The sequence below is a fragment of the Massilia cavernae genome (assembly GCF_003590855.1).
Classification (GTDB): Bacteria; Pseudomonadota; Gammaproteobacteria; order Burkholderiales; family Burkholderiaceae_D; genus Telluria_A; species Telluria_A cavernae.
Window position 1 is genome coordinate 1 of sequence record NZ_QYUP01000121.1, and the last position, 25,582, is coordinate 25,582.

The 25,582-nt window shown below is 62.6% G+C and carries 24 protein-coding genes, 5 tRNA genes and 1 pseudogene; 18 read left to right on the plus strand and 12 right to left on the minus strand.

Annotation, left to right across the window (positions count from 1 at the left end):
- The first annotated feature begins 179 nt into the window (after positions 1 to 179).
- The 6 genes from D3872_RS14950 to D3872_RS14975 all read left to right on the plus strand — a co-directional run bounded on the left by D3872_RS14950 (position 180) and on the right by D3872_RS14975 (position 5,598).
- Positions 180 to 413, plus strand: a complete 234-nt coding sequence (locus tag D3872_RS14950; RefSeq protein WP_119811558.1) for a hypothetical protein — start codon at positions 180 to 182, stop codon at positions 411 to 413.
- A gap of 97 nt (positions 414 to 510) precedes the next feature.
- The gene (gene dbpA, locus D3872_RS14955) at positions 511 to 1,923 is read left to right on the plus strand and encodes an ATP-dependent RNA helicase DbpA (protein WP_119811616.1); all 1,413 of its coding nucleotides are present in this window, start codon (positions 511 to 513) and stop codon (positions 1,921 to 1,923) included.
- 165 nt (positions 1,924 to 2,088) lie between these two features.
- On the plus strand, positions 2,089 to 2,733 hold the full coding sequence (gene tagH / locus D3872_RS14960) for a type VI secretion system-associated FHA domain protein TagH (RefSeq protein WP_119811559.1): 645 nt from the start codon (positions 2,089 to 2,091) through the stop codon (positions 2,731 to 2,733).
- Positions 2,726 to 3,502 carry a PP2C family protein-serine/threonine phosphatase gene (locus tag D3872_RS14965; RefSeq protein ID WP_182915813.1) on the plus strand — a complete coding sequence of 259 codons (777 nt, stop codon included), beginning with the start codon at positions 2,726 to 2,728 and terminating at the stop codon, positions 3,500 to 3,502. The genes tagH and D3872_RS14965 overlap by 8 nt, the downstream gene beginning before the upstream one ends.
- Entirely contained in the window at positions 3,499 to 5,133 is a 1,635-nt protein-coding gene (locus D3872_RS14970; RefSeq protein ID WP_119811561.1) for a serine/threonine-protein kinase, read from the plus strand. Before D3872_RS14965 ends, D3872_RS14970 begins: the two co-directional genes overlap by 4 nt.
- A gap of 9 nt (positions 5,134 to 5,142) precedes the next feature.
- Positions 5,143 to 5,598, plus strand: coding sequence for a TssQ family T6SS-associated lipoprotein (locus D3872_RS14975; protein ID WP_182915814.1), 456 nt, complete (start codon positions 5,143 to 5,145; stop codon positions 5,596 to 5,598).
- A 10-nt stretch (positions 5,599 to 5,608) separates the two neighbouring features.
- Here D3872_RS14975 and D3872_RS14980 read toward each other — a convergent pair whose 3' ends face one another.
- Together D3872_RS14980 and earP are read right to left on the minus strand one after the other, a co-directional pair.
- Positions 5,609 to 6,184 carry an elongation factor P gene (locus D3872_RS14980; RefSeq protein WP_119811562.1) on the minus strand — a complete coding sequence of 192 codons (576 nt, stop codon included), beginning with the start codon at positions 6,182 to 6,184 and terminating at the stop codon, positions 5,609 to 5,611.
- Positions 6,185 to 6,295: 111 nt separating this feature from the next.
- Positions 6,296 to 7,489, minus strand: a complete 1,194-nt coding sequence (gene earP, locus D3872_RS14985; protein ID WP_119811563.1) for an elongation factor P maturation arginine rhamnosyltransferase EarP — start codon at positions 7,487 to 7,489, stop codon at positions 6,296 to 6,298.
- A 457-nt stretch (positions 7,490 to 7,946) separates the two neighbouring features.
- On the opposite strand from earP, the gene D3872_RS27075 reads away from it, so the two are divergent.
- From D3872_RS27075 to D3872_RS15000, 3 genes are all read left to right on the plus strand, one after another.
- Positions 7,947 to 9,176 (plus strand): hypothetical protein, encoded by a 1,230-nt coding sequence (locus D3872_RS27075; RefSeq protein WP_274381727.1) that lies wholly within the window; start codon positions 7,947 to 7,949, stop codon positions 9,174 to 9,176.
- A gap of 66 nt (positions 9,177 to 9,242) precedes the next feature.
- Complete coding sequence (locus D3872_RS14995; protein WP_119811565.1) at positions 9,243 to 9,503, plus strand: hypothetical protein; 261 nt, start codon at positions 9,243 to 9,245, stop codon at positions 9,501 to 9,503.
- Between the two features lie 35 nt (positions 9,504 to 9,538).
- Positions 9,539 to 11,455, plus strand: a complete 1,917-nt coding sequence (locus tag D3872_RS15000) for a S8 family serine peptidase (RefSeq protein WP_119811566.1) — start codon at positions 9,539 to 9,541, stop codon at positions 11,453 to 11,455.
- A 70-nt stretch (positions 11,456 to 11,525) separates the two neighbouring features.
- Here the strand turns inward: D3872_RS15000 and D3872_RS15005 are convergent.
- From D3872_RS15005 to gltX, 6 genes are all read right to left on the minus strand, one after another.
- Positions 11,526 to 11,601, minus strand: a tRNA-Glu gene (locus D3872_RS15005).
- Between the two features lie 34 nt (positions 11,602 to 11,635).
- A tRNA-Ala gene (locus D3872_RS15010) sits at positions 11,636 to 11,711 on the minus strand.
- Between the two features lie 95 nt (positions 11,712 to 11,806).
- Positions 11,807 to 11,882 (minus strand) — tRNA-Glu (locus D3872_RS15015).
- A 118-nt stretch (positions 11,883 to 12,000) separates the two neighbouring features.
- Positions 12,001 to 12,076 (minus strand) — tRNA-Glu (locus D3872_RS15020).
- 34 nt (positions 12,077 to 12,110) lie between these two features.
- Positions 12,111 to 12,186: transfer RNA gene (locus D3872_RS15025), tRNA-Ala, on the minus strand.
- A 67-nt stretch (positions 12,187 to 12,253) separates the two neighbouring features.
- Positions 12,254 to 13,648, minus strand: a complete 1,395-nt coding sequence (gene gltX, locus D3872_RS15030) for a glutamate--tRNA ligase (protein WP_119811567.1) — start codon at positions 13,646 to 13,648, stop codon at positions 12,254 to 12,256.
- 88 nt (positions 13,649 to 13,736) lie between these two features.
- Between gltX and D3872_RS15035 the strand changes: the two genes are divergently transcribed.
- Positions 13,737 to 14,486: a Mut7-C RNAse domain-containing protein gene (locus D3872_RS15035; protein ID WP_119811568.1), complete on the plus strand. Its 750-nt coding sequence runs from the start codon at positions 13,737 to 13,739 to the stop codon at positions 14,484 to 14,486.
- Here D3872_RS15035 and apbC read toward each other — a convergent pair.
- On the minus strand, positions 14,483 to 15,571 hold the full coding sequence (gene apbC / locus D3872_RS15040) for an iron-sulfur cluster carrier protein ApbC (RefSeq protein WP_119811569.1): 1,089 nt from the start codon (positions 15,569 to 15,571) through the stop codon (positions 14,483 to 14,485). The genes D3872_RS15035 and apbC overlap by 4 nt on opposite strands.
- A 150-nt stretch (positions 15,572 to 15,721) precedes the next feature.
- Between apbC and metG the strand changes: the two genes are divergently transcribed.
- The 5 genes from metG to panC all read left to right on the plus strand — a co-directional run bounded on the left by metG (position 15,722) and on the right by panC (position 21,549).
- Positions 15,722 to 17,881, plus strand: a complete 2,160-nt coding sequence (gene metG, locus D3872_RS15045; RefSeq protein WP_119811570.1) for a methionine--tRNA ligase — start codon at positions 15,722 to 15,724, stop codon at positions 17,879 to 17,881.
- 145 nt (positions 17,882 to 18,026) lie between these two features.
- Complete coding sequence (locus tag D3872_RS15050; protein WP_119811571.1) at positions 18,027 to 19,349, plus strand: enoyl ACP reductase FabMG family protein; 1,323 nt, start codon at positions 18,027 to 18,029, stop codon at positions 19,347 to 19,349.
- A gap of 217 nt (positions 19,350 to 19,566) precedes the next feature.
- Entirely contained in the window at positions 19,567 to 19,776 is a 210-nt protein-coding gene (locus tag D3872_RS15055) for a DUF3460 family protein (RefSeq protein ID WP_119811572.1), read from the plus strand.
- A gap of 11 nt (positions 19,777 to 19,787) precedes the next feature.
- Positions 19,788 to 20,669 (plus strand): segregation and condensation protein A, encoded by an 882-nt coding sequence (locus D3872_RS15060; protein WP_119811573.1) that lies wholly within the window; start codon positions 19,788 to 19,790, stop codon positions 20,667 to 20,669.
- A 40-nt stretch (positions 20,670 to 20,709) separates the two neighbouring features.
- A complete protein-coding gene (gene panC, locus D3872_RS15065) occupies positions 20,710 to 21,549 on the plus strand; it encodes a pantoate--beta-alanine ligase (protein WP_119811574.1) in 840 nt (279 codons plus the stop codon).
- Positions 21,550 to 21,664: 115 nt separating this feature from the next.
- On the opposite strand, the gene D3872_RS15070 is transcribed toward panC, so the two are convergent.
- Both D3872_RS15070 and D3872_RS15075 read right to left on the minus strand, forming a co-directional pair.
- Positions 21,665 to 22,123: a hypothetical protein gene (locus D3872_RS15070; protein WP_147373893.1), complete on the minus strand. Its 459-nt coding sequence runs from the start codon at positions 22,121 to 22,123 to the stop codon at positions 21,665 to 21,667.
- Between the two features lie 8 nt (positions 22,124 to 22,131).
- A complete protein-coding gene (locus D3872_RS15075) occupies positions 22,132 to 22,617 on the minus strand; it encodes a lysozyme (protein WP_441295146.1) in 486 nt (161 codons plus the stop codon).
- Positions 22,618 to 22,655: 38 nt separating this feature from the next.
- Between D3872_RS15075 and tnpC the strand changes: the two genes are divergently transcribed.
- From tnpC to D3872_RS15090, 3 genes are all read left to right on the plus strand, one after another.
- Positions 22,656 to 24,068 carry an IS66 family transposase gene (tnpC, locus tag D3872_RS15080; protein WP_119809239.1) on the plus strand — a complete coding sequence of 471 codons (1,413 nt, stop codon included), beginning with the start codon at positions 22,656 to 22,658 and terminating at the stop codon, positions 24,066 to 24,068.
- Positions 24,069 to 24,100: 32 nt separating this feature from the next.
- On the plus strand, positions 24,101 to 24,364 hold the full coding sequence (locus tag D3872_RS15085) for a hypothetical protein (protein WP_119809238.1): 264 nt from the start codon (positions 24,101 to 24,103) through the stop codon (positions 24,362 to 24,364).
- A gap of 229 nt (positions 24,365 to 24,593) precedes the next feature.
- Positions 24,594 to 25,088: an Hcp family type VI secretion system effector gene (locus D3872_RS15090; protein ID WP_119811577.1), complete on the plus strand. Its 495-nt coding sequence runs from the start codon at positions 24,594 to 24,596 to the stop codon at positions 25,086 to 25,088.
- A gap of 113 nt (positions 25,089 to 25,201) precedes the next feature.
- On the opposite strand, the pseudogene D3872_RS15095 reads toward D3872_RS15090, so the two are convergent.
- Positions 25,202 to 25,564, minus strand: a pseudogene (locus D3872_RS15095) (transposase); the annotation flags it as partial.
- Positions 25,565 to 25,582: the final 18 nt, after the last annotated feature.

The following is a 25,582-nucleotide window of genomic DNA, read 5'->3' on the forward strand; positions in this document are numbered from 1 at the left end:
GCAGCTCGTCGGGCTCATAACCCGAAGGTCACAGGTTCAAATCCTGTCCCCGCAACCAATATCACTACGGAGCCCGACTTTCATCAGCCGGGCTTTTGTTTTTAAGAATGGGAATGGCTGCCTTAAGCCGTTCCGCACCAGCGCAGCCGGTCAACCGCGCTTGGTGTAAAGAGGTCGACATGAGAGACAAAAAAGATAACGCGACGTTTGACCTGCCGGGTTTCGAGGCAGCCGTCCCGCTGGCGCCGTCCACGATTGAAGTGCCGCGCGCCACCACGCGCCGCCCGCGCAAAACCTCCCTCAAGCAAGAACAGCTCGAACTGCTGGACGAAACCGACGCCACCGGCCTGCCGGTCTGGCGCCGCGACGAGAACCTCGACCTGACCGGCCTGCCCATCTGGGCCCAGGCCTGATTCCACCATGCGCGGCCTGCCCGCCGCGCGCGCAGCACCTCCCGGCCCGGTCGCCTGATAGACTAGGCCCGTTCTCCTTTTGCCCGGCCCCGCCACCATGACTACTAACGCCTTCTCCACCCTGCCCCTGTCGCAAGCCCTGCTGTCCAACCTCGACACGCTCGGCTACCACGAGATGACCACCATCCAGGCCCAGAGCCTGCCGCCGGTGCTCGAGGGCCGCGACCTGATCGCGCAGGCGAAGACCGGCAGCGGCAAGACGGCGGCCTTCGGCATCGGCATCCTGCACAAGCTGAACCCGGCGTGGTTCGCGGTGCAGGGCCTGGTGCTGTGCCCTACCCGCGAACTGGCCGACCAGGTGGCGAACGAATTGCGCCGCCTCGCGCGCGGCGAAGGCAATATCAAGGTGCTGACCCTCACCGGCGGCACCGCCATGCGCCCGCAGATCGCGTCGCTCGAACACGGCGCCCACATCGTGGTCGGCACCCCGGGCCGCATCCGCGACCACCTCGGACGCGGCACCATCAACCTGTCGCACGTGCAGACCCTGGTGCTGGACGAAGCGGACCGCATGACCGACATGGGCTTCTACGACGAGATCGCGGGCATCGTGAGCGCCTGCCCGCAGCGCCGCCAGACCCTGCTGTTCTCGGCCACCTACCCGGACGACATCCGCCGCGCCACCGAGCCTTTCCTGGTCGACCCGGTGGAAGTGATCGTCGAGGCGCAGCACACCGGCGACCAGATCGAGCAGCGCTTCTATGAAGTGGGCTTCGACGAGCGCGACCAGGCCGTCGGCCGCCTGCTGAAGCATTTCAAGCCGGTGTCCACCCTCGCCTTCTGCAATACCAAGGTGCATTGCCGCGAACTGGCCGAGGAACTGCAGTCGCAGGGCTTCTCCGCGCTGGCACTGTACGGCGACCTGGAACAGCGCGAGCGCGACGAGATCCTGGTGCTGTTCGCCAACCGCAGCTGCTCGGTGCTGGTGGCAACCGACGTCGCCGCGCGCGGCCTCGACATCGCCAACCTGGGCGCGGTGATCAACGTCGACGTCTCGAAGGACACCGAAGTCCACATCCACCGCGTGGGCCGCACCGGCCGCGCCGGCGAGTCGGGCCTGGCGCTGTCGCTGTGCGCGCCGAACGAGAAGAAGTGGGTGCGCCTGATCGAGGAATACCAGGGCGCGCCGGTGGCGTGGCACGCTTTGTCCGAACTGGATGACACCGAGGGCGAGGAAGCGGCGCCGGCGCCCATGGTCACGCTGTGCATCCACGGCGGCAAGAAGGACAAGCTGCGCCCCGGCGACGTGCTGGGCGCGCTGACCGGCGACGCGCAACTGACGAAGGAACAGGTAGGCAAGATCAACGTTACCGAGTTCCAGACCTACGTGGCGCTCGACCGCCATGTGGCGGAAGCGGCCTTCAAGCGCCTCAACGCCGGCAACAAGCTGGGCCCGGACTTCGGCAACTTCAAGGGCCGCAGCTTCAAGATGCGCTTTATCGCTGCCTGATCGCCCGTACCGGAGGTGCGCCTGCCACTCCTCCTTCTCTTCGGGTGAACTTTCTGTCGCTTTCTGTCCCGTACCGCACAGCGGAGTGCGTTTGACTGATGCACACGGCAGCCAAATCTGGCATTATTGCCTCAGATAAACTTTTCAACCCAATTGACTAGTCAAATGAGCAAGCTTGCGGATATCTCACCTGACAGCGCGGACGCGACCGATGCGCTGACCCAGGCGTTCCTGCGCGGCGCCGGGATTCCCACGGACGCGCTCGCCTCCGGCCTGACGCCCGAGCTGATGGAGCTGGTCGGCAAGCTGCTGGCGAACTCGCTGCAGGGCGCGATCGACCAGCTGGCGCTGCGCTCGCTGGTCAAGCAGGAAGTGAAGGCCGACGTCACCATGGTGGTGGTCCGCAACAACAATCCGCTCAAGTTTTTCCCCGACAGCCCGACTGTGCTGACCCAGATGCTGCGCAAGAAAATGCCCGGCTTTATGGAGCCGATGGAAGCGATCGAGGACGCCAGCCGCGCGCTGCACGGCCACCAGCTTGGCGTGGTCGCCGGCTGCCGCGCCAGCATGGACGGCGTGATGCAGCGCCTCGCCCCCTCGCACCTGGAAGCGGCGCTGGGCGCGCCCGGCGTGCTCGATACGCTGATCCCGTCGCGCCGGCCCGCGGCGCTGTGGCGTGAATACGTGCGCCAGTATGGCGCGCTGGCCACCGAGGCCCGCGATGAATTCAAGGGCGCGTTCGGCGCCGCCTTCCTGGCCGCCTACGAACATGAGGTGGACCGCTTCGACAAGGATGCCGCCCATGTCTGAACTGGCCACCGCCATCGTGAGCCTGGTGTCGTCCAGCCTCTGTGCGCAGGGCATGCGCGAAACTAACCAGGACGCCATCGGCGACGCCGGCAAAGAAGGCATCGCCTGCTTCGTGGTGGCCGACGGCGCCGGCGGCCATGTGGGCGGCGAAGTCGCCTCGCGCCTCGCGGTCGAATCGGTGCTCGGTAGCTTTGCCGGCAACCCGGCCTTCGGCGCCGCCGCGCTGCGCGCCATGGTCGAACAGGCGGGCGAGCGCATCGTCAGCGACAAGCAGGCCGCACCCGGACGCGAAGACATGAGCACCACCATCGCCGCGCTGCTGGTCGACCAGCAGGCCGGCCAGGCAGTGTGGGCGCACCTCGGCGACACCCGGGTCTACCTGTTCCGCGGCGGGCGCCTGCACTCCGTCAGCAAAGACCACAGCCTCACCCAGCAGCTGATCGACGCCGGCTACGCCAGCACCGGCCAGTTGCGCACCCATCCGCAACGCAACGTGCTGTACGCGGCGCTCGGCGCCGGCGGCGACACCAGCGCCGCGGTCAGCGAGGAAACCACGGTCAGTCCGGGCGACGCCTTCCTGCTTTGCAGCGACGGCCTGTGGGAATGGGTGCACGACGACGACATGGAACGCACGCTGCAGGCCGCGCTGTCGCCCGAGGACTGGCTGGCGGCGCTGAGCCGCGTGGCGCAGTCCAATGCCGGCGCCACGCGCAAGGTGCGCGACAACTATTCGGCGTATGCGGTAATGGTGCGCGGGGCGCCGGCATGACGGCTGGCGTGCGCTTCGCGGGCTCGGAAAACTGCCTGCCCATCGGCACCCGGCTGGCCGACTTCGAGATCACCGGCGTGCTCGGCGAAGGCGGCTTCGGCATCGTCTACGTGGCGTTCGACCATTCGCTCCAGCGCAGCGTGGCGATCAAGGAGTACATACCGGGCCCGCTGGCTTCGCGCGCGCCGGACGACAGCGTGACGGTGCGCGCCGAGCGCCACCAGGAGACCTTCGAGCTCGGCCTCAAGAGCTTCATCAACGAAGCGCGTTTCCTGGCGCAGTTCGACCACCCTTCGCTGGTCAAGGTGTACCGCTTCTGGGAGCAGAACCAGACCGCCTACACGGCGATGCAGTACTACGAAGGCCGCACCATCAAGGACATCGTCGCCAACAGCCCCGGACTGGTGACCGAGGAATGGTGCCTGAAGGTGCTCAGGCAGATCCTGGGCGCGCTCGATATGCTGTACACGATGCAGCTGCTGCACCGCGACGTTTCGCCGGACAATATCATCGTGCAGGACAACGGCGACGCCGTGCTGCTCGATTTCGGCTCCGCGCGCCAGGTGATCGGCGACATGACGCGCGGCCTGACCGTGATCCTGAAACCCGGCTACGCGCCGGTCGAACAATACGCGGGCGACGCCTCGCTGCCGCAAGGCCCGTACACCGATATCTACGCGCTGGCCGCGGTGATGTACTTCGCCATCTTCAAGGAAGCGCCACCGACCTCGATCGCGCGCATGATCAGGGACCCGATGGCTCCGCTGGCCAGCCGTGGGCTGGAGGATTACAGCGAGGACTTCCTGTTCGCCCTCGACACCGCGCTGGCGGTGCCGGCGCAGGAGCGCCCGCAAACCATCGACAGCTTTCGCGCCCTGCTTGGCATCGTCGATGCGGGCGCGCCGCGCCCGCGCCCGGCCGGCGCCACCCAGCGCATCGCGACGGTGGAACGCGCGCAGCAGGCACTCAAGGCCGGCACGCCGGCGCCTGCCGCCACCGCGACGCACGACGGCAAACGCGCACCCGCGCCACGCTGGATGTGGGGCATGCTGGGCGGGGGCGTGCTGCTGGCGGGCCTTTTCATGTATGCGGTCGGTGGGGGCGATCCTGTGATGGCCGTCGCCGCCAACCAGGTGAAGCCCGCAGCCGCTGCGGTCGAACAGGCCGAATTGCCCGCGCCCGCACCAATGACAGCCCAGGCGGAACAACAGCCGCCGCCGCCCGATCTCGAAGCGCAAGCCTGGGACAAGATCAAGGACGCCTCCGTCACCAGCACCGACGCTGTCGCCGCCTTCCTGTCGGCGCACCCGGACGGCCGCTTCGCGGCGCACGCGCGCAAGCGCATGGCCGAACTGTCGAAGCCCGCCCTGCCCGAGCCACGCCCGGTGGAAGCAAAGCCCGTTCTTTCGAGCTACAACGTGCGCATCAAACCTTGGGGCACGGTCTACGTGGATGGCAAGGAGCGCGGCGTCAGCCCGCCGATGAAGAAGCTGTCGCTCACAGCGGGCAGGCACGAGGTCCGCGTATCGAATCCTGGCTTCCCCGACCACGTCAGCCGCATCACGGTCAGGCCGGGCGCCTCCGGCACGATTACCCATGATTTTGCGGCCGGTTCGAAGCAAACCCATTAAAATCGCTGGATGAGAGCACTTTCCATCCTGACCATCGCCGCATCCGCGGCCTTCCTCGCCGGCTGCGCAGGCACACCAAGCGCCACGCCACCCGTTCCCGTCCAGCCCGCAGTCCCCGCGCCCGACCAGGTCGCGCTGGACGAAGGCATCAAGCTGTATAACAAGGGCGACTTCAACGGCGCCATCAAGCGCCTGGGCGCAAGCGACATCGCGGCCGGCGGCAACAAGCAGCGCCAGCTCGAAGCGTTGAAGTACCAGGCCTTCAGCTACTGCGTCACCTCGCGCAAGACCTTGTGCCGCAAGCAGTTCGAAACCGCGCTCAAGCTAGACCCGGCGTTCGACCTGGCGCCCGGCGAACACGGACACCCGCTCTGGGGTCCGGTCTTCACCAAACTTAAAAAGCCGAAGGTAACTACAGCAGGCGAAAAAAAAGCACGCCGGCGAACCTGGCGTGCTTCATTTTGAGTGCGGCAGCTTAGTTGCGGACTACGCGCTTGTACTCGTTGGTACGGGTGTCGATCTCGATCACGTCGTCCTGGCTCACGAACAGTGGCACCTGGACGATGTGGCGGTGGGCTTCGATCGCGTTTTCGATCTTGGCTTCCTTCAGGACGTTGCCCGAAGTGTTGCCCTTGACCGCAGGCTCCGAGTAAACAACCTGGCGTGCGATGGTGGTCGGCAGTTCAACCGAGATTGCCTTGCCGTCGTAGAAGACAGCTTCGCATTCCATGCCGTCCTTCAGGTAGGCCAGGGCGTCGCCCAGGTTCTCTTCTTCGATTTCGTACTGGTTGTACTCTTCGTCCATGAAGACGTACAGCGGGTCGGCGAAGTACGAGTAGGTCACTGGCTTCTTGTCCAGCACGACGACGTCGAACTTGTCGTCGCCGCGGAACACGTTTTCCAGCGGGCTGTTGGTCAGCAGGTTCTTCATCTTCCACTTGTAGGTGAAACCGGTGCGGCTGGAACCGTTGACGTCCGAACGCAGGACGATCATAGGCTTTGCGTCAACCATGATGATGTTGCCAACGCGAATTTCTTTTGCAAATTTCATATTGAGGATACGTAAAAAGTAGGTTGCATTAAAATCAGTGTCGCATCATGGCAAAAGCGCCGTCAGCTCACGTCTGATCGAATTAGGAATACCTGATAAATTAACCGGGCATTATACCTGAGTTTCGCGCGCGGCTTGCTCAAGCGAAGCGGCAAACTGCAGCAAATTGCCTGCGAGATCGCCGTTTTCCAACATTTGCTGGTGCCATTGTTCAGACCTTTGCGCAATGACTTGCATGTCTGACCGCAGCGCCAGCCACAACGCGGGCCAATTGGCCTGCTGTTCCGCGTTGCCGAGCGCCCCATTCCATTCAAGCGAGAATTCGTTCAGGCTCGGGATGCCTGGCGAATAACGCTGAAGGAAGGCGCGCAGTTTCTTGTGATGCAGGTTTTCGTCCTGGTGATAGATATGCCAGACGAAGGGCTTGCCGGCCCATTGCGCGCGCACCCAGGAATCCTCGCCGCGCACAAAGTTCAGGTCGCATGCCCACAGCAGCTTGTCGTAGTCCGGCTGCGGCACGAAGGGCAGCACCCGCACCGTCAGCGCACCGCGCGTGGCCACCGCGCCCGGCCTGGCGTCCGCGCCCAGGAATGCGGCCACAGCCTCGGATGCGACGCCTTCCGGCACCAGGCAGGCCAGCTTTGCCTCGCCATGCTGCCACGCTTCCAGCAATTCGGCCACCGGCGCGTGCGGATAGCAGAACAGCGACACCTTCAACATGCCCCGCTCCTCCTCCGTCAGGCCAAGGCGCGACAGGAAGTCCTCGCTGGCCGCCGGGTCGGCTGAGAACTCGCGGTGGCGCTGCTCCAGCAGCCCTTCGCGCAGCAGCCCGCCGGTCTTGGCGGTAAAGCCGGGGAAGAAGAAATGCTTGGTCAGCGGCAGGCGCGGATGCGATGACGGCAAGGTATGGCAGCCTTCCACCCATTCTTCCGCCGTCAGGCCTTCGAGGTTGAGCCACACCGGCCGCGGACTGCATTGCGCCATCGCGGCGATGTAGCCGGGCGGGATATCGCAGCCGAAGAATTCGATGACGATATCGGCAATGTCGGCCGGCGCAAATTCGCCATCCTGCGTGGCCCAGTGGCGCACCGCCACGCCTTCGAGCTCCTGCAGCGCGGCCTCCGGCGCGACGCCCGGACAAATGCGCCTGAATGTATGCAGGTCGTCGACCCACAGCGTGACGGCCACGCCATGCTCGCGCTGCAGCTGCTTCGCCAAGCGCCAGCAGATGCCGATGTCGCCGTAGTTGTCGACGACCTTGCAGAAAATGGCCAGGGTTGTTGCTTGGCTTTTATCGAGGGACATGTGTGATGAACTGGGCCGTGCCGATGGCGGATGGGGCGAGGTGTTGCAAGCTCGCCGGCCTCGGCCAGCGATTCGAAGGCAGCCATTCTAACGCGTTTCTTGCGCAGGCACGCGGAAACGACGTTGCGCATGCGCGCCAGGAAACGAATCGCGAAATAACAGAGAATGACTGCAAAGATTTTCGAACTTTCGCCGTTGTCAGCCTATCCAATCTTCTACCAGCGTGGGCGCCCTTCCTTCTGCAAGCCAGGCTTGCATTCATGGATGCGCATCTGCGCTCGCTCTGGACCTCGCGCGCACCGCCAGCCGCTCCTTACCGGCTTGACGGAGTGCTATACGCGGTGCAGCGGCTGTCTTTGCGCCCGTAGGGAAACCGTCATCCGGCAAGAATCGAGAAACACGATCGGACACGCGGGGGGACATCGGCGACTGCTCGCCTCCAATAAGGGAGTAGGTCATGCAAGATTTTCAAAACGCAGCTTTTGGTATGGGTGGGCAGTTGGCGCCGCAGGGCTTCTTCGGCGGACTTCTTGGCGCTCCGCTGGGCGGGGCGATTGGCCGCGGCATCGGCGGACTGTTCGGTAGCTCGGGGCTCGGCAACCAGATCGGGCAATTCGCGGGCGGCATCGGCGGCTCGCTGCTGCCGTTCGGCGTGGATCCGGTGACTGCCGCCTACGCGCAGCAGGCACAGCAACAGCAACTGATGCAGCAGTTGCAGCAGCAGCAGTCCGGACAACTGGCGCCGCAGGGCTGGTTCGGCAACCTGATCGGCCAGGTCGGGCAACCGCTGGGCGGCGCCATCGGCGGAATGTTCGGCAATCCCCAAGCCGGTTCGACCATCGGCAACGTGGCTGGCCAGCTCGGCAGGCTGCTGCCTTTCGGCGCCGATCCCATCAGCGCGGCTTACGCACAGCAGATGCAGCAGGCGCAGCAGCAGCAACTGGCCCCACAGGGCTGGTTCGGCAACCTGCTCGGACAAGTCGGGCAACCGCTGGGCGGCGCCATCGGCGGGCTGTTCGGCAACCAGGGCGTCGGCAGCACCATTGGCGGCGCTGCGGGCCAGCTCGGCAGATTGCTGCCCTTCGGCGCCGATCCTGTGGCCGCCGCCTACGCACAGCAGATCCAGCAGGCGCAGCAGCAACAACTGGCGCCGCAAGGCTGGCTTGGCAACATGATTGGCCAGGTCGGCCAGCCACTTGGCAGCACGATCGGCGGCTGGCTCGGTAACGCCGGCGTGGGCTCGACCATCGGCGGCGTCGCGGGACAGCTTGGCAAGCTGCTGCCGTTCGGCGCCGAGCCCCAGGGCATGGGCGGCATCCAGCAGATCCAGCAGCTGCAACAACAGCTGCAGCAACAGGTCCAGCAGCTTCACCAGCAATACCAGCAGCAGCTGGCGCAGCTGATCGCCCAACAACAGCAGCAGCAAGCCCAGCAGCTGCAAGGCCAGCTCGGCCCGCAGGGATGGTTCGGCAACCTGATCGGCCAGGTGGGACGCCCGCTGGGCGGCGCCATCGGCGGCCTGTTCGGCAATGCGCAACTGGGCAACACCATTGGCGGCGCCGCGGGACAGCTGGGCCAGATGCTGCCGTTCAGCGTTGACCCGATGGCGGCCGCCTACGCGCAGCAGGCGCAACTGGCAGCCCAGCAAGGCATGCCGCAGTACTCGCCGCAGCAGACGCTGCACTAAGCCCGGCCCCGGCCAGGTCAACAGATCCCGCCGCAGTGGCGGGAGCTGCAACCAGGAGGACAAAGCATGCCCGTGCAACAAGCCGCGCCGCCAAAGGGCCGGTACATCATTCGCGCAAAGCGCGAGCCCGCCCCGCTCGCCACGTTTATCGAAAGTATTCGAGGCGATCCCGACATCGCACTGGTCGACACCATCGGGCCGGCAGGCCAGGTGCACACCGCGGTGATCGAGATTGCCGCCTACAAGGCGCTGGAATTCGAGCGCCGCTTCAGCCATTCAGACGAACTGATGATCGAACGGGACCAGCCGCTGTCGCTGTTCGATTAGCGCGGGTCGCTGTAAACGATCGGAAAGGAACAGAAATGCCAAAGAATCCCGATGGCGGACAAGGTAGTCCGCATGACATCAACCCGGCGCCGGACGACGCGGCGCCGCAATCGCAGCCAGGCCCGGCAGGCCGTCCCATCCACGAGCGCAAGAAGCAATTCCTGATTGCGCCGCGCCACCCCGAAGGCCTGCAGGCGATGGGACTGGCGCCGCTGTCGATGTCCGCCGTCGAACAGGCGCTGCGCGCCAGCGACGACATCGATATCGTCGATACGGTCGGCGCCAGGAATGTAGTCGGCGCATTTGCGGCTGGCGCCGGCGGCGGCCAAGGCGTGCTGGTGGCGCGCATGACCGACCAGAAGGCGGGCGTGCTGATGCAGCAGGGCCAGGGCCAGCTGCTGGTCGAGCGCGACCAGTACCTGAACCTGATGGAGCCGGCCTTCCGCCAGCCTGTCATGGTCAGCAACATACTGCCGACCGCGGGGCCGGCGCTGGTGGCCAGCGTGATCGTGGTCAGCAAGGACGGCACGCCCCTTGCCGACGCCGAGGTGTCGCTGTTCGGCAGCATGTTGCCGGCCAGCGGCGTCACCGATGTCGGCGGCCAAGCCACGCTCACGCTGTACGGCGAAACGCCGTCGTCGATCCGCGGGCTGTACGTCAAGCCGAAGGCCGATTTCTGGAGCTTCTACCAGCGCGATCCCGACATCAGCATCGACGAACCCAATGTGGTCGTGATGCGCATGCTGTCCGAGTGGCCGTCGCTGGCCGGCTTCCCGCACACCAAGCTGTTCGGCTGGGGCCAGAAGGCGATGCGGCTCGACCAGCTGCCGGCCAATTACCGCGGCCAGGGTATCCGCATTGCGGTCATCGATTCGGGCGCTGCCACGTCGCACGAAGGACTGTCGCGCATCCGGGCCGGATTCGACATCATCAACAAGCGCACCAACCCGAACACCTGGAGCGACGACACGATGGGGCATGGTTCGCACTGCTCGGGCGTGATCGGCGCGGCCGACCTTGCGCACGGCATGCGCGGCTTCGCGCCCGACGCCGAAATCCACGCCTGCAAGCTGTTCCCGGGCGGCCAGGTCAGCCAGCTGATCGACGCGCTGGAATACTGCATCGAACACCAGATCGACGTCGTCAACCTGAGCCTCGGCGGCGCCGAACCATCGGAGGCGCTGGAACAGCAGATCGTGCGCGCCAAGCGGGCCGGCATCGCCTGCATTGTCGCGGCCGGCAACTCCGGCGGACCGGTGCAGTATCCCGCTTCCTCGCCCAACGTGCTGGCAGTGGCCGCGATCGGCAAGCTGGATGAATTCCCGCCGGACAGCTACCACGCCGAGACCCTGACCCAGGGCGTGGATGCGAACGGCTACTTCCCTGCCAAGTTCAGCTGCTTCGGCCCGCAGGTCGCGGTGTGCGGGCCGGGCGTCGCCATCGCGTCGACGGTGCCGCCGAATAATTACGCAGCCTGGGACGGCACCTCGATGGCAGCGCCGCATATCACCGGGCTGGCCGCGCTGGTGCTGGCGCACCATTCCGACTTCCAGGGCGCGTTCCGCATGCGCAGTGCCGAACGGGTCGAGCACCTGTTCCAACTGCTGAAGATGAGCGCGCGCCGCGTCAGCCTTGGCGACCAGTTCCAGACCGGGGTGGGCCTGCCGGATGCGCTGATCGCAGTGGGCTTGCAGCCGCAGGCGGTCCAGCCGGGCCAGGGGCAAGCGATCATGCCGCAGCAGTTGATGGGGCAGATTGGCGGCATCGGCAATTTCGGCGGTATCGGTAGCGCGAGGCGCGGCGGATCGCTGGAGTTGTTTGGAATGGATCCGGCGATGGCGGCATATGCGTCGCTGGCGTCGGCTTATCCGCAGCAGTTGATGCAGCGTTTTGGGCAGATGCCGGGGATGCCGTTCGGTATTGGAACCCCTGGATACCGCAACGGATGGTGAGTACAGCCCTGCGCGGGCCGCGTCATGGCCAAAAAAGCAAAAAGCCGCTCAAGGCGGCTTTTTGCATGACTGGCGTCCCCAGGGGGATTCGAACCCCCGTACTCACCGTGAAAGGGTGATGTCCTAGGCCTCTAGACGATGGGGACCTTGAACTGCACTGCTCACTGCTCTCTTCAACATTGGTGGAGGTAAGCGGGATCGAACCGCTGACCTCTTGCATGCCATGCAAGCGCTCTCCCAGCTGAGCTATACCCCCGTACTGGTGAAGAAGCAAAGTGATGCGATCGAGGCCTTACAGCGCCTCTTTACTACTTAAATTCAAAAGCCGCCCGCAGGCGGCTTTGAATAAACTGGCGTCCCCAGGGGGATTCGAACCCCCGTACTCACCGTGAAAGGGTGATGTCCTAGGCCTCTAGACGATGGGGACAGAAACCTGTCCTGGATGATCTTCGATCACCCGGCCTTCTGGTACCGCACCAATAAAAAACCCTGACTAGTCAGGGTGTTTAGCGGTACCAAACTCCTACTGCATCCTACTCGAATCCTGGCGTCCCCAGGGGGATTCGAACCCCCGTACTCACCGTGAAAGGGTGATGTCCTAGGCCTCTAGACGATGGGGACCTTGAACTGCAACGGTTACTTCTCTCTTCAACGTTGGTGGAGGTAAGCGGGATCGAACCGCTGACCTCTTGCATGCCATGCAAGCGCTCTCCCAGCTGAGCTATACCCCCGTACCGGTGAAGAAGCAAAATTATAGCGTACCGTCATGCAATATGCAAATAGCGAAAAGCAAAAATATCAAAGATAGTTGTTCACGCGCGCGAGCACGGTTTCGCGTCCGACGATGGCAAGCACCGCATCGATGGCAGGCGTCTGCAGCTGGCCGGTGATGATGAGGCGCAGCGGCATCGCAATCTGCGGCATCTTCAATCCGTCTGCGGCGAGCACTTCCTTGATCATCGCGGCGATCGCTTCCTTGGTCCACTCCACCGTTGCGATGCGCTCGGCCAACTGCGCCAGCGCCGGCTTGACGGCGTCGGTCAGGTGCTGGGTCATCAGCGCGGCATCCGGCTGCGGTTCGCGGTAGAACAGCATCGCCGCTTCGGCCAGTTCGTTGACCGTGTTGACGCGCTCCTTCATCAGGCCGAACACTGCCGCCACTGGCGGATTGCCTTCGAACACGGCCCCCTGCTCTTCCATCAGCGGACGCGCCAGCGCGGCCAGGCGTTCATTGTCCGCCTGCTTGATGTAGTGGTTGTTCAGCCATGCCAGCTTCTCGTTGTTGAACTGCGCGGCCGAACGGGTAAGGTGGTCGAGGTTGAACCACGCGCAGAACTGCTCCATCGAAAACACTTCGTCGTCGCCGTGGCTCCAGCCCAGGCGCGCCAGGTAGTTCAGCATCGCTTCCGGCAGGTAGCCCTTGGCCGGATAGTCCATCACGCTGACCGCGCCGTGGCGCTTGGACAGCTTCTCGCCGTCGGCGCCGAGGATCATCGGCAGGTGGCCGTACAGCGGCAGCGGTGCGCCGATCGCGCGCAGGATGTTGATCTGGCGCGGGGTGTTGTTAACGTGGTCGTCGCCGCGCAGCACGTGGGTGATCTGCATGTCCCAGTCGTCGACCGCGACGCAGAAGTTGTAGGTCGGCGTGCCGTCCGGGCGCGCGATGACCAAGTCGTCCAGTTCGCGGTTCGAGATGGTGATGGTGCCCTTGACCACGTCGTCCCAGGTCACGTCGCCGTCGAGCGGATTCTTGAAACGGACCACCGGCTTGCGGTCGCCTGGCACTGGCGGCAGGGTCTTGCCTGCCTCGGGGCGCCAGGTGCCGTCGTAGCGCGGTTTCTCACCGTTGGCGCGCATGCGTTCGCGCATCGCCTCGACTTCTTCCGGCGACGAGTAGCACAGGTAGGCGGTGCCGGCTTCCAGCATCTGCGCCACTACTTCGCGGTAGCGGTCCATGCGCTTCATCTGGTAGAACGGGCCTTCGTCGTGGTCCAGGCCCAGCCACTTCATGCCGTCGAGGATGGCCTGCACTGCTTCCGGGGTCGAGCGATCGAGGTCGGTGTCTTCGATGCGCAGGATGAAGGTGCCGCCAAAGTGGCGCGCGTAGGCCCACGAATACAGGGCGGTGCGCGCGCCACCGAGGTGGAGGTAGCCGGTTGGACTTGGTGCGAAACGGGTGCGGACGACGGTCATGGCGAGATAAGCTTGGATATAAAAGCGTCTATTTTACAGGGTCGGCGCAGGACGCGCGGCCCGGATCGGCTGGTAGTACGATAGCGGAATGGTCACCGCCACCTTCCGCTTCTACGAAGAGCTCAACGACTTCATCGCGCCCGACCGCCGCCGGCGCGAGTTTTCCACGCCCTGCGCGCGCGCCGCCACGACCAAGCACATGATCGAGGCCATCGGCGTGCCGCATACGGAGGTGGAACTGATCCTGGTAAATGGAGAATCGGCCGGCTTCGACCGCTTGCTCGAAGACGGCGACCGCGTCGCGGTCTATCCAAAGTTCGAGTCGCTCGACGTCAGCGAACTGCTGCGCGTACGCGACCACACGCTGCGCGAACTGCGCTTCGTCGCCGACGCCCACCTGGGCGGGCTCGCACGCTTCCTGCGCATGGCCGGCTTCGACACGCTGTACGACAACAACTACCAGGATGAAGCGATCGTGGAGGTGTCGATCGCCGAGAACCGTATCGTACTGACGCGCGACCGCGAACTGCTCAAGCGCCGCGGCGTCACCCATGGCTGCTACGTGCACGCGCTGAAGTCGCCCGACCAGTTCCGCGAGATCGTCAAAAGGCTGGACCTGACCGGCAGCGTCAAGCCCTTCACCTTATGCCTCAAATGTAATGCGCCGCTGCGCGACATTCCCAAGGAAGCGGTCATCGACCAGCTGCCGCCCAGCGTAAAACTGCACCACGCCGAGTTCTCCACCTGCGACGTGTGTCGCGGCGTGTTCTGGAAAGGCTCGCACTGGCAGCGCATGAACGCGGCGCTCGCCGGAGCGGCGCCGCCCGCGCAGCCCTAGTCGTTCTTGATGACGATATTGGGGAACTTGCTGGTCATGTCCTTGGCCTTCTCGGCCACCTTGACCGCCACCTTGCGTGCGATTTCCTTGTAGACCTGGGCGATCGGGCCGTCCGGCTCGGACACCACGGTCGGCTTGCCCGAATCGGTCTGCTCGCGGATCGCCATCGTCAGCGGCAGCGCGCCGAGGAAGTCGACGCCGAAGTCGGCGCACATCTTCTGGCCGCCGCCGTGGCCAAAAATCGCCTCGGTGTGGCCGCAGTTCGAGCAGATGTGGGTGCTCATGTTCTCCACCACGCCCAGGATCGGGATGCCCACCTTCTCGAACATCTTCAGGCCCTTGCGCGCGTCCAGCAGCGCGATGTCCTGCGGTGTCGTGACGATGACGGCGCCGGTGACGGGCACCTTCTGCGACAGCGTCAGCTGGATGTCGCCGGTACCCGGCGGCATGTCGACGATCAGGTAATCGAGGTCGCGCCAGTTGGTCTGCTCCAGCAGCTGCTGCAGCGCCTGCGTCACCATCGGGCCGCGCCACACCATCGGCTCGTCCGGATCGATCATGAAACCGATCGACGACACCTGCAGGCCGTGGCTCTCCAGCGGCTCCATGGTCTTGCCGTCCTTCGACAGCGGACGGCCGCTCACGCCCAGCATCATCGGCTGCGAAGGACCATAGATGTCGGCATCCAGGATGCCGACGCTGGCGCCTTCGGCCGCCAGCGCCAGCGCCAGGTTGACCGCGGTGGTCGACTTGCCGACGCCGCCCTTGCCCGAGGCCACGGCGATGATGTTCTTCACGTTCGGCATCAGCTTCAGGCCGCGCTGAACTGTGTGCGAAATGATCTTGCTATATACATTGGCGCTGACCTTGCCCGCGCCCGGAATCGACTGCACGGCGCCGGTGACGGCGGAGCGGATGGCTTCGACCTGGCTTTTGGCCGGGTAGCCCAGTTCGACGTCGAGCGAAATATCGCCGCCTTCGACCTTGATATTCTTGATGGATTTGGACGAGACGAAGTCTTTCTCGGTATTGGTATCGATGAGGGAGGAAAGGCTGGCCTTGACGTCTTCTGCTGTGATGCTCATGTGAATCTCCGTTGGTGATCCGCCAAGTTTAGCGCAAAAACACACTATCCGACCTTGCAAAAACGGCAAAGTCCGGGATTCCCCTCTGCTCATGATGGTCTTCCGCTGTTAAAATGCATCTCTTCATCTACTCACTAGCGCACTTCGACCATGACACGCAAGCTGTTCGTCACCACTGCCCTGCCCTACGCCAACGCAGCCTTCCACATCGGCCACATGATGGAATACATCCAGGCCGATATCTGGGTACGCTTCCAGCGAATGCAGGACGACGGCGGCAACAAGCGCGAGGTCCATTTCGTCTGCGCCGACGACACCCACGGCACGCCGATCATGATCGCGGCCGAAAAGGAAGGCCTCACGCCGCAGGAATTCGTCGCCAAGATCGCGGCGGGCCGCCAGCAGTACCTGGACGGCTTCCACATCGCCTTCGACAACTGGTACTCCACCGACTCGCCGGAAAACGTCGAACTGTCGCAGGGCATCTACCGCAAGCTGCGCGACGCCGGCCTGATCGTCACCAGGACCGTCGACCGCTTCTTCGACCCGGTCAAGGGCATGTTCCTGGCCGACCGCAACATCAAGGGCGAGTGCCCGAAGTGCGGCGCCAAGGACCAGTACGGCGACAACTGCGAAGTCTGCGGCGCCGCCTACCAGCCTACCGAACTGGTCAACCCGTTCTCGGTGTTCACCGGCTCCACGCCTGTGCTCAAGCCGTCGGAACAGTACTTCTTCGCGCTGTCGGATCCGCGCTGCTTCACCTTCCTCAAGGAATGGCTGAATACCCCAGGCCGCCTGCAGTCCGAGATGGTCAACAAGGTCTCCGAGTGGCTGGGCGAGTCCGGCGAAAAGCTGGCCGACTGGGACATCTCGCGCGACGCGCCCTACTTCGGCATCCCGATCCCTGACGCACCGGGCAAGTTCTTCTACGTGTGGCTGGACGCGCCGGTCGGCTACCTGGCCAGCCTGAAGAATTACTGCGACAAGAAAGGCATCGACTTCAACGCGCTGCTGAACGACCCGGCCACCGAGCAGGTCCACTTCATCGGCAAGGACATCGTCTCCTTCCACCTGCTGTTCTGGCCGGCGATGCTCAATTTCGCCCAGCACCCGATCATCGACAAGCTGAAGGTCAACGTGCACGGCCACCTGACCGTCAACAACGAAAAGATGTCCAAGTCGCGCGGCACCGGCATTTCGCCACTGCGCTACCTCGACCTGAAGATGAACCCGGAATGGCTGCGCTACTACATCGCGTTCAAGCTGAACTCGAAAGTGGAAGACCTGGACTTCAACGGCGACGACTTCGTGGCGCGCGTCAACAGCGACCTGATCGGCAAGTACGTCAACATCGCGAGCCGCTGCGCCGGCTTCATCGCCAAGAAGTTCGACGGCAAGCTGGCGCCAAGCCTGTCGCCGAAGGCGCAGGAGTGGATCAGCCGCGCACTGACGGTCGACGGCGTGGAACGCCAGGCCGGCATCGCCGCCAACTTCGAGAATCGCGAGTACGGCAAGGCGCTGCGCGAGATCATGGAAATCGCCGACATCACCAACCAGTACGTCGACGAGAACAAGCCGTGGATCCTGGCCAAGGATGCTGAAAAGATCGGTGCGCCGAACCGTGCCGAACTGCACGACGTCTGCACCACCGCGCTGATCCTGTTCCGCCAGCTGACCATCCTGCTGTCGCCGGTGCTGCCGCAAGTGGCTGCGCGCGTCGGCGAGTTCCTGAACGACGACACGTTCAGCTGGAGCGACACCAGCGGCGACGCCGTCTACAGCACCATGCTCGGCCGCACCATCGGCGCCTACAACCACCTGATGACCCGCGTCGACGCGAAGATGGTGGAAGACCTGTTCGACAAGCCGGCGGCGCCTGCGCTGGCAGCACCAGCGGAAGCAGCGCCTGCGGCCACCGCGGCGACGCCGGCCGAAGGCGTCGAGGAACTCGCGCCGGAAATCAAGATCGACGACTTCACCAAGATCGACCTGCGCATCGCCAGGATCGTCAACTGCGAACACGTCGACGGCTCCGACAAGCTGCTGCGCCTGACGCTGGACGTGGGCGAAGGCCGCCTGCGCAACGTATTCTCCGGCATCAAGTCAGCGTACACGCCTGACCAGCTGGTTGGCAAGCTGACCGTGCTGGTCGCCAACCTGGCGCCGCGCAAGATGAAATTCGGCGTATCGGAAGGCATGGTACTGTGCGCATCTGCCGCCGATGAAAAAGCCAAGCGCGACGGCGCACCGCCGGCCCTCTACGTGCTGGAACCATGGCCGGGCGCACAGCCGGGCATGCGCATCCGCTAAGCGGTTTCGCGCGGCGGCCACGCGCCGCCGCGCGAAAATGTGTTTCACGGTTGCATTTTGCAAGCGTTATAATATTGCGCTGAGCCGGCAGAACGCATAAAGTTCGCCCGTCCCCAAAAATCATTTTTAAGTGATGAAAAACCATATGACCGAATTGACCTCCCTTAGGCACATCCCGCACGCCAACCTGTTCCGCAAAGGCGACGTGTTCGTACTGTTTGGCGAGCTGTTCGGCCGCGGCTACGTCAATGGCCTGATCGACCAGGCGCGTGCCGCCGGCATGACCATCGTCGGCATCACCGTCGGCCGCCGCGACGACAACGGCACCCTGCGCGCGCTGACCGCTGAAGAACACGCGGAAGCCGAGGAAAAGCTGGGCGGCCGCATCATCAACGTGCCGCTGATGGCCGGTTTCGACATGGACGCGCCTGAAGGCGAACAGAATCCGACCGAACTGCTGTCGGGCATCACCCTGAAGAGCTGGCAGGAAGACAAGCTGGACTGGGCCAAGATCGAAGCCTGCCGCGCAGCCGGCATCAAGCGCTTCACCGGCTCGGTAGAAAAGGCGATGGCCGAGATCGACAAGCTGATCCCCGACGGCGCAAACGCCTTCTTCGCCCACACCATGGCCGGCGGCATTCCGAAGGTCAAGGCCTTCCTGGCGATCGCCAACCGCATCTACAAGGGCCGCGGCGAGCGCTTCATGTCCTCGCGCGCCCTGCTCGACAGCGACCTGGGCAAGCTGATCCTGATGAACTTCGACGAAGTCACCGCCAACACGCTGCAGCACCTGATCAACGGCAGCGCGAAGATCCGCGCCCGCCTCGAGAGCGCCGGCGGCCAGGTCCGCTACACCGCCTATGGCTACCATGGCACCGAGATCCTGATCGGCGACGAATACCAGTGGCAGACCTACACCAACTACACCCAGGGCTACGCCAAGATGCGCCTGGAAAGCGTGGCCGAAGCCGCGTGGAAGGATGGCGTTGCCGCGACCGTGTTCAACTGCCCGGAAATCCGCACCAATTCCTCCGACATCTTCGTCGGCGTCGAACTGTCGCTGTTCCCGCTGCTGAAGGCGCTGAAGAAGGAAGGCGGCGGCAAGTGGGCGGACGAGCAATGGAAGGTCTGCGACAGCCTGCTGGAAGAAGGCACCTCGGTGGATGACATCCTCGACACCATCGAAAAATACAACAACGACGCCACCAGCGCCGAGTTCCGCAACTTCCCGGCCTGGCCGATGGACAACACCCCAGCGCTGGCCGACGTGATGATCGGCACCTCGGAAGAGATCACCAAGCTGCACAAGGATAAGAAGGAACTGATCACCGACCACCTGAGCTCGCTCGTGCTGGAAGGCGCAGGTCCCCTGATGTTCCATGGCGCGGCCGAGAAGATCGGGCCAGTGCTGTGGCTCAATCACGACATCATCGCCAAGCAGCTGACCGCACTGCATCCCGAGAAGTAACAGGTAAACACGTAGGGCGGATAAACGAATGTGCATCCGCCGATGCATGCGTCAACACGGCGCATAATTCGGCGGATGCGCATACGCTTATCCGCCCTACGCGTTTATGGTCGTGTTTCCGTGATCGTTCCCATTCGTAATTTATCGAGGGAATTACCCGCCCTTTCCCACGCCGCGTTAGAATAGACGGGTTTGCCCACCTCTTGCATTGAAAACAATGAAATTCCTCAAACAATTCAGCCTGTACGAATCCGACCACACCAAGTTCATCAACGAACTGAAGGCCAGCAACCCGGCCATCGAAGAAGGCCAGCGCGAAGGCCGTGCGCTGCTGTGGGACAAGGCTCCGCACTCGCTGGACGAGCAGGAGCGCCGCGCCGCGTCGCGTGTGCGCCAGCAGGCTTACGTCTACCAGAACAAACTGTGACCGAATAAACCATGTCGCCAGACGCGGCAGCGGAAACGCTCGCCGAACCCGTAGCAGAACCGGCCGCGGCCCTTGAAGCGGCCGCCGCTCCCGAACCGGACAATGCGGCCGACGCCGCCGCCATCGCGCGCCTGTACGGCGAGCCGCTGCTGCGCATGCCGACGGACCTCTACATCCCGCCGGACGCGCTCGAGATCTTCCTCGACGCCTTCGAAGGCCCGCTCGACCTCCTGCTCTACCTGATCCGCAAGCAGAACTTCAACATCCTCGACATCCCGATGGCGCAGGTCACCCTGCAATACCTGGAGTACGTCGACCAGATCCGCGTGCACAACCTGGAGCTGGCGGCCGAGTACCTGCTGATGGCGGCGATGCTCATCGAGATCAAGTCGCGCATGCTGCTGCCGCAGCGCAAGGTCGAAGGCGACGAGGAAGCCGGCGACCCGCGCGCCGAACTGGTGCGCCGCCTGTTGGAATACGAGCAGATCAAGCTGGCCGCCTACGACATCAACGCCGTGCCCCAGCTCGACCGCGACTTCGTGCGCACCCAGCTATTCATCGAGCAGAGCTCGGTGCCGGTGTGGCCCGACGTCGACGCGGGCGACCTGCAGCGCGCCTGGATGGACGTGCTCAAGCGCGCCAAGCTAACCCAGCATCACAAGATCAGCCGCCAGGAACTGTCGGTGCGCGAGCACATGACCGCCATCCTGCGCCAGCTGCAGTCCTCGCGCTTCGTCGAGTTCGCCGACCTGTTCAATGGCGTGGGCAGCGTGCCCATCGTGGTCGTGCACTTCGTCGCGATGCTCGAGCTGGCCAAGGAAACCCTGATCGAAATTACACAAGCCGAACCGTTCGCACCGATTTACGTGCGGCTGGCATACTCGCCGGCATAGGCCACCGAACACCCTTTCCAAAAATTAGGATTCGCATCCCATGAAAATCGTCTCAACCATCGAAGAACTGCGCGACCAGCTGAGCGGCCAACTGCGCACGGCGTTTGTCCCGACCATGGGCAACCTGCACGAAGGCCACCTGTCGCTGATGCGCCTGGCGCGCAAGCACGGCGACCCGGTGGTCGCGTCCATCTTCGTCAACCGCCTGCAGTTCGGCCCGAACGAAGACTTCGACAAGTACCCGCGCACCTTCCAGGCCGACGTCGAGAAGCTGGAGAAGGAAGGCGTGTACGTGCTGTTCGCGCCGACCGAGAAGGAACTGTACCCGGAGCCGCAGGAATTCCGCGTCAACCCGCCAGCCCAGCTGGGCGATACCCTGGAAGGTGAATTCCGCCCGGGCTTCTTCACCGGCGTGACCACGGTGGTGCTCAAGCTGTTCTCCTGCGTGCAGCCGAAGGTGGCCGTGTTCGGCAAGAAGGACTACCAGCAGTTGATGATGGTGCGGAACATGGCACGCCAGTTCGCCCTGCCGACCCAGATCATCGCGGCCGAAACCTGGCGTGCCGACGACGGCCTGGCGCTGTCGTCGCGCAATATGTACCTGTCGGAAGCCGAACGCGCCGAAGCGCCGGCGCTGTACCAGGCGCTGACCTCGGTAGCCAACGAAGTGCGCTCCGGCCACCTGGACGTGTTCCAGCTCGAACACAAGGCGATGGACGACCTGGCCAAGCGCGGCTGGAAGCCGGACTACATCTCGATCCGCAAGCAGATGGACCTGCAGCCGCCGTCGGCCGGCGACCTGGCCCAGGGCGCGCCGCTGGTGGTGCTGGCCGCCGCCAAGCTCGGCACGACCCGCCTGATCGACAACCTCGAAATTTGACGGCGGCAAGCCTTCACCAAAGGAAATCGGTGTTGTTTTGCAACTGCTTTCTGGTACATAAGAGCATTTAAGATGGCAGGTGCAAGGAACTAGCACACGTTGCACAGACACTACACTACCGCTGCCGCCGCGCGTCGAAGAACCAACCGTCCCAGTGGATAACGAGCCGATCCTTGGCTTTGATGAACGCGACAGTACACCCGAGGTTGACGACCGTCACAGGATTTGGCAACCCGAGGTTCGATGCGCTTGCGTGGGCCTGCTCACGCAGATACAGGCGAGGCTCAACATGCTCGGCGGCGAAGTCAGGCGGTAAGCACTTCCGGGTGCCGAACTGAACCCGGCTCTGACTTATCGTAAATACTTTCCCGACAAGCTGCTGCGCCTCCCGCTCATCGAGTGATGTTATCTCGGACGCATCGAGCGCAGCGGTCAACCGCCATTTACCGATAACGCTGCGCTCCTGATTATCCACGGCATGTACAGGAGTCGACAAACTCGCAAATGCTAGAACAGCGATAATCCGAAACGATTGTGCGCGTTGGCGCAGAGTAGGACAGTGCAGAAAGGACATGTACCCTCCTATTTAGCAGCCCTTGCTTGTTTTACGCGGAAAGGCGCGCTCTCTTCTTCACGCCGTTTAATAAGGCCAGGAGCAATAACGAGTTTCTTTTTACCCTTCTCTTTAACCGTAACTTTAATCATTCTCGAAATATTATCAGCCGCACCCGCAAGATCGTTTGCATTTATATAACCGTAAGTTCCGCTTGCACCAGTCGGACCGGTGTTATAAGTAAGACTACAAAGCGCATCAAATTGCGATTGATTAAGAGGCACTCTAATATTACGGCGAACTGCCCGTTCAGCAACTGCAACGCGACGCTCGAATTCCTGGTCAACCATCTCAACATTAACTTTCTTGCTGAGCTCCTCGGGAGTACAAACCCCGCGATGTGCGAGAATACCCGCACCCCAGGTACAATGCCCTTTATTCTTTCCCATATCGTTATAATACTTATAGACATTCTTTTCTGGTAACTGTTCAGCCTGAATGACCGAAGCAATCAGCGGTTGTAAACTTTGTACAGTTGCCGCATCATGTTGTCATGCCACCGAAACCGCCCCGTCCCGACCTCACGCAGTTGTCCCATCAGGACAAGGACAGACTCATCGACGCGCTGTTTTCGCGCTTGGATGCGGTCGAAGCAAAGCTGGGCATGAACAGCCAGAATTCGAGCAAGCCACCATCCTCGGATGGACTGGCCAAGAAGCAGAAGACCAGTTCCTTGCGCGGCAAGTCGGGCAAGGCGGTTGGCGGCCAGCCGGGCCATAAAGGCAGTACCCTCAAGCGGGTGGCCGAGCCCACCAGCACGAAGGATCATCCTCCGCCGTCGCATTGCAACCGCTGCCACAGTGCGCTGGCGCTCGAACAGGCGCACGTGCTGGAGCGCCGTCAGGTATTCGATGTGCCGACGATGTGTTTCGAGGTGGTGGAACACCGTGTCTACACGGTGGTCTGCGCCTGCGGTCAGCGGCACGACAGCGTCTTCCCCGCTGCGGTCGGCGACCTCGCGCAATACGGCCCGAACGTGCGCGCACTGGGGGTGCATCTGACCCAGGGCCAGATGCTGCCATATGCCCGCGCCGCCGAGTTGATTGGCGAGATGACGGGCTTGTCTGTGTCGCCGGCAACCCTGCTTGCCTGGGTTGGCGAAGCGAGCCTGGCCCTGCAGGGCACAGCCGACCTGATAGCGCGGCAATTGCACCACGCGCCAGTGCTGTGCGCCGACGAATCGGGCTTGCGCGTCGACGGCAAACTGCACTGGATGCATGTGGCGGCCACGGCGGAACTGACCTGGTATGGCATGCACGCAAAGCGCGGCTTGGACGCCATCGTCGCGCATGGCATTCTCCCCAAACGCATCGGCGTTCTGGTGCATGATTGCTGGGCCCCATACTGGAAACTCGACGATGGCCTGCATGCCTTGTGCAATGCCCATCTCCTTCGAGAACTGGTGTATGCGCAGGAAGTGACTGGCCAGCAATGGCCGACCGCCATGACGGAACTGCTGCTCAACGCCCAACGACTGAGCGCGGCGGCGCGACAGCAGGGCCGGCCATTTGATGCCGATGCCATCGCCGCCTTCACCACCGTCTACAACGACATCGTGCGCCAAGGCGAACAACTGAACCCTCCCCAACTCAAGCCCGACGGAAAATCCGGTCGCTGCAAACAGTCCGACGCCCACAACCTGCTGCGCCGCTTCCGGCTGCACGCCGACGCCATCTTGCGCTTCATCGCCGATCCGACCGTTCCGTTCTCCAACAATATTGCCGAACGGGCCGTCCGCATGCCCAAGGTCAAGCAAAAAATATCGGGCTGCTTCCGCACCATTGCTGGCGCCGACAATTTCTGCATCATTCGCTCCTGCCTCGACACGCTACGCAAACAGGGATACAGCATGTTGGAAGTGCTGCGCCGCGCATTTGCTGGCGATCCGATCATGCCAGCTGCGTAGCGGCCGAACAGTCAGCAATCGCAATCAATCCCATGGCCAAACCGAAGCGCAAACTGACCGCCGCCCAGAAGAGGGAGAAGGCGCAGTTCATGACTATCTTCATCAACGGAAAACAAAAGCGCGTGCGTCGTCCGGTCCTGATCGACGGCCTGCATTCCGATGAGTTCTACTTGCGAAATGCAGACTCGATCGCGCTGCATCAAGACGGGCTGTGGGAATGCATTGCGGAGGCCGAACCAGGCGACATCGCTTTCACCGATGCGAATGACGCGGATTGCTTTGGTCATTCAGGCTGAACAGTTACCTTTTCTGTAGCGCGCATCCTTGCCTTTGTTTCAGGACTCATGTTCAAACTAGAATTAGGATTAACGGCTACAGGCTTAGCGAGCACGCCGGTCATAAGATACTCCGTAGTCGAGAAAACAGTCAATTTAGCACTACAACACGCAAACTTATTGCGGCACCGCAAGCGAGCTCTTCATTGATCGCTGCAATATGGCAGTCTCAACAAATACCGGAGGACTTATGGCAATCGACGTGTATCTGCAAATCGATGGCATTAAAGGCGAATCCCAAGATGACAAACATAAAGATTGGATTGAATGCGGGTCGGTAAACTGGGGCATCATACAACCCCGCAGCGCAACGGCATCCACCGGCGGCGGACATACCGCAGAACGAGTTGAGATGGAAGAAATAACATTCAGCAAAATGGCTGATTTGTCGTCGCCCATTCTGATGCAGACCTGCGCAATGGGAAAAACGATTCCTAAGGCAAAATTCGAATTCATGCGAGCCGACGGCAATGGCACGCCAATCAAATATTTCGAAATCGAACTCGAAAACGTGCTGGTCGGCGCAGTTACGCCGGGTATCGAAGCCGGATCTATTCTAGGCGAGCATGTCAGCCTGAAATTCTCCAAAGTCAAATGGAAATACAGTCAACAGAAGATTGGCGGCGGAGTCGGAGGAAGTACAATTGGCGGATGGGATTTGACCGCCAATAAAGTAGCGGCATAACTTTGCCCGATTTGGCATGAAAAAGCCCCGGCCGGAGTAACCGGGCTTTTTACTTTGGAACTCGCGTTCCCCCCATATTCACAGCGTTACTAACCTTCTAGAAAGTAAAGCAATTAGCCGGCATACTGGCACTCGGGTTGCCTGAAGAACGATTTGACCAGTGCTGGCAATTTCTGAAGGCGCCGTAGCGCGCCGATAGCGAGCTTTTTCATGTCGTCCTTGGATTGCACGAATTGCTTGCTGACTTGGCGCTTCACGTGAGCCCATACTTGCTCGTCCGGATTCAGGTGTGGCGAGTACGGCGGCAGGTAGAACAACTTGAGATTGCCCTTGAGGCTGTCGACATAGTCCTTGATCAGCTTGGCTTTATGAATCGAATGCCCATCGACAACGACAAAGACCGGCTTGGTTGCACCGATCATCAGGCGCTTGAGGAATTCTTTGAATACCGGGGCGTTCACGGGACCTTCATGAATCGTAACTGTTCAGCCTGA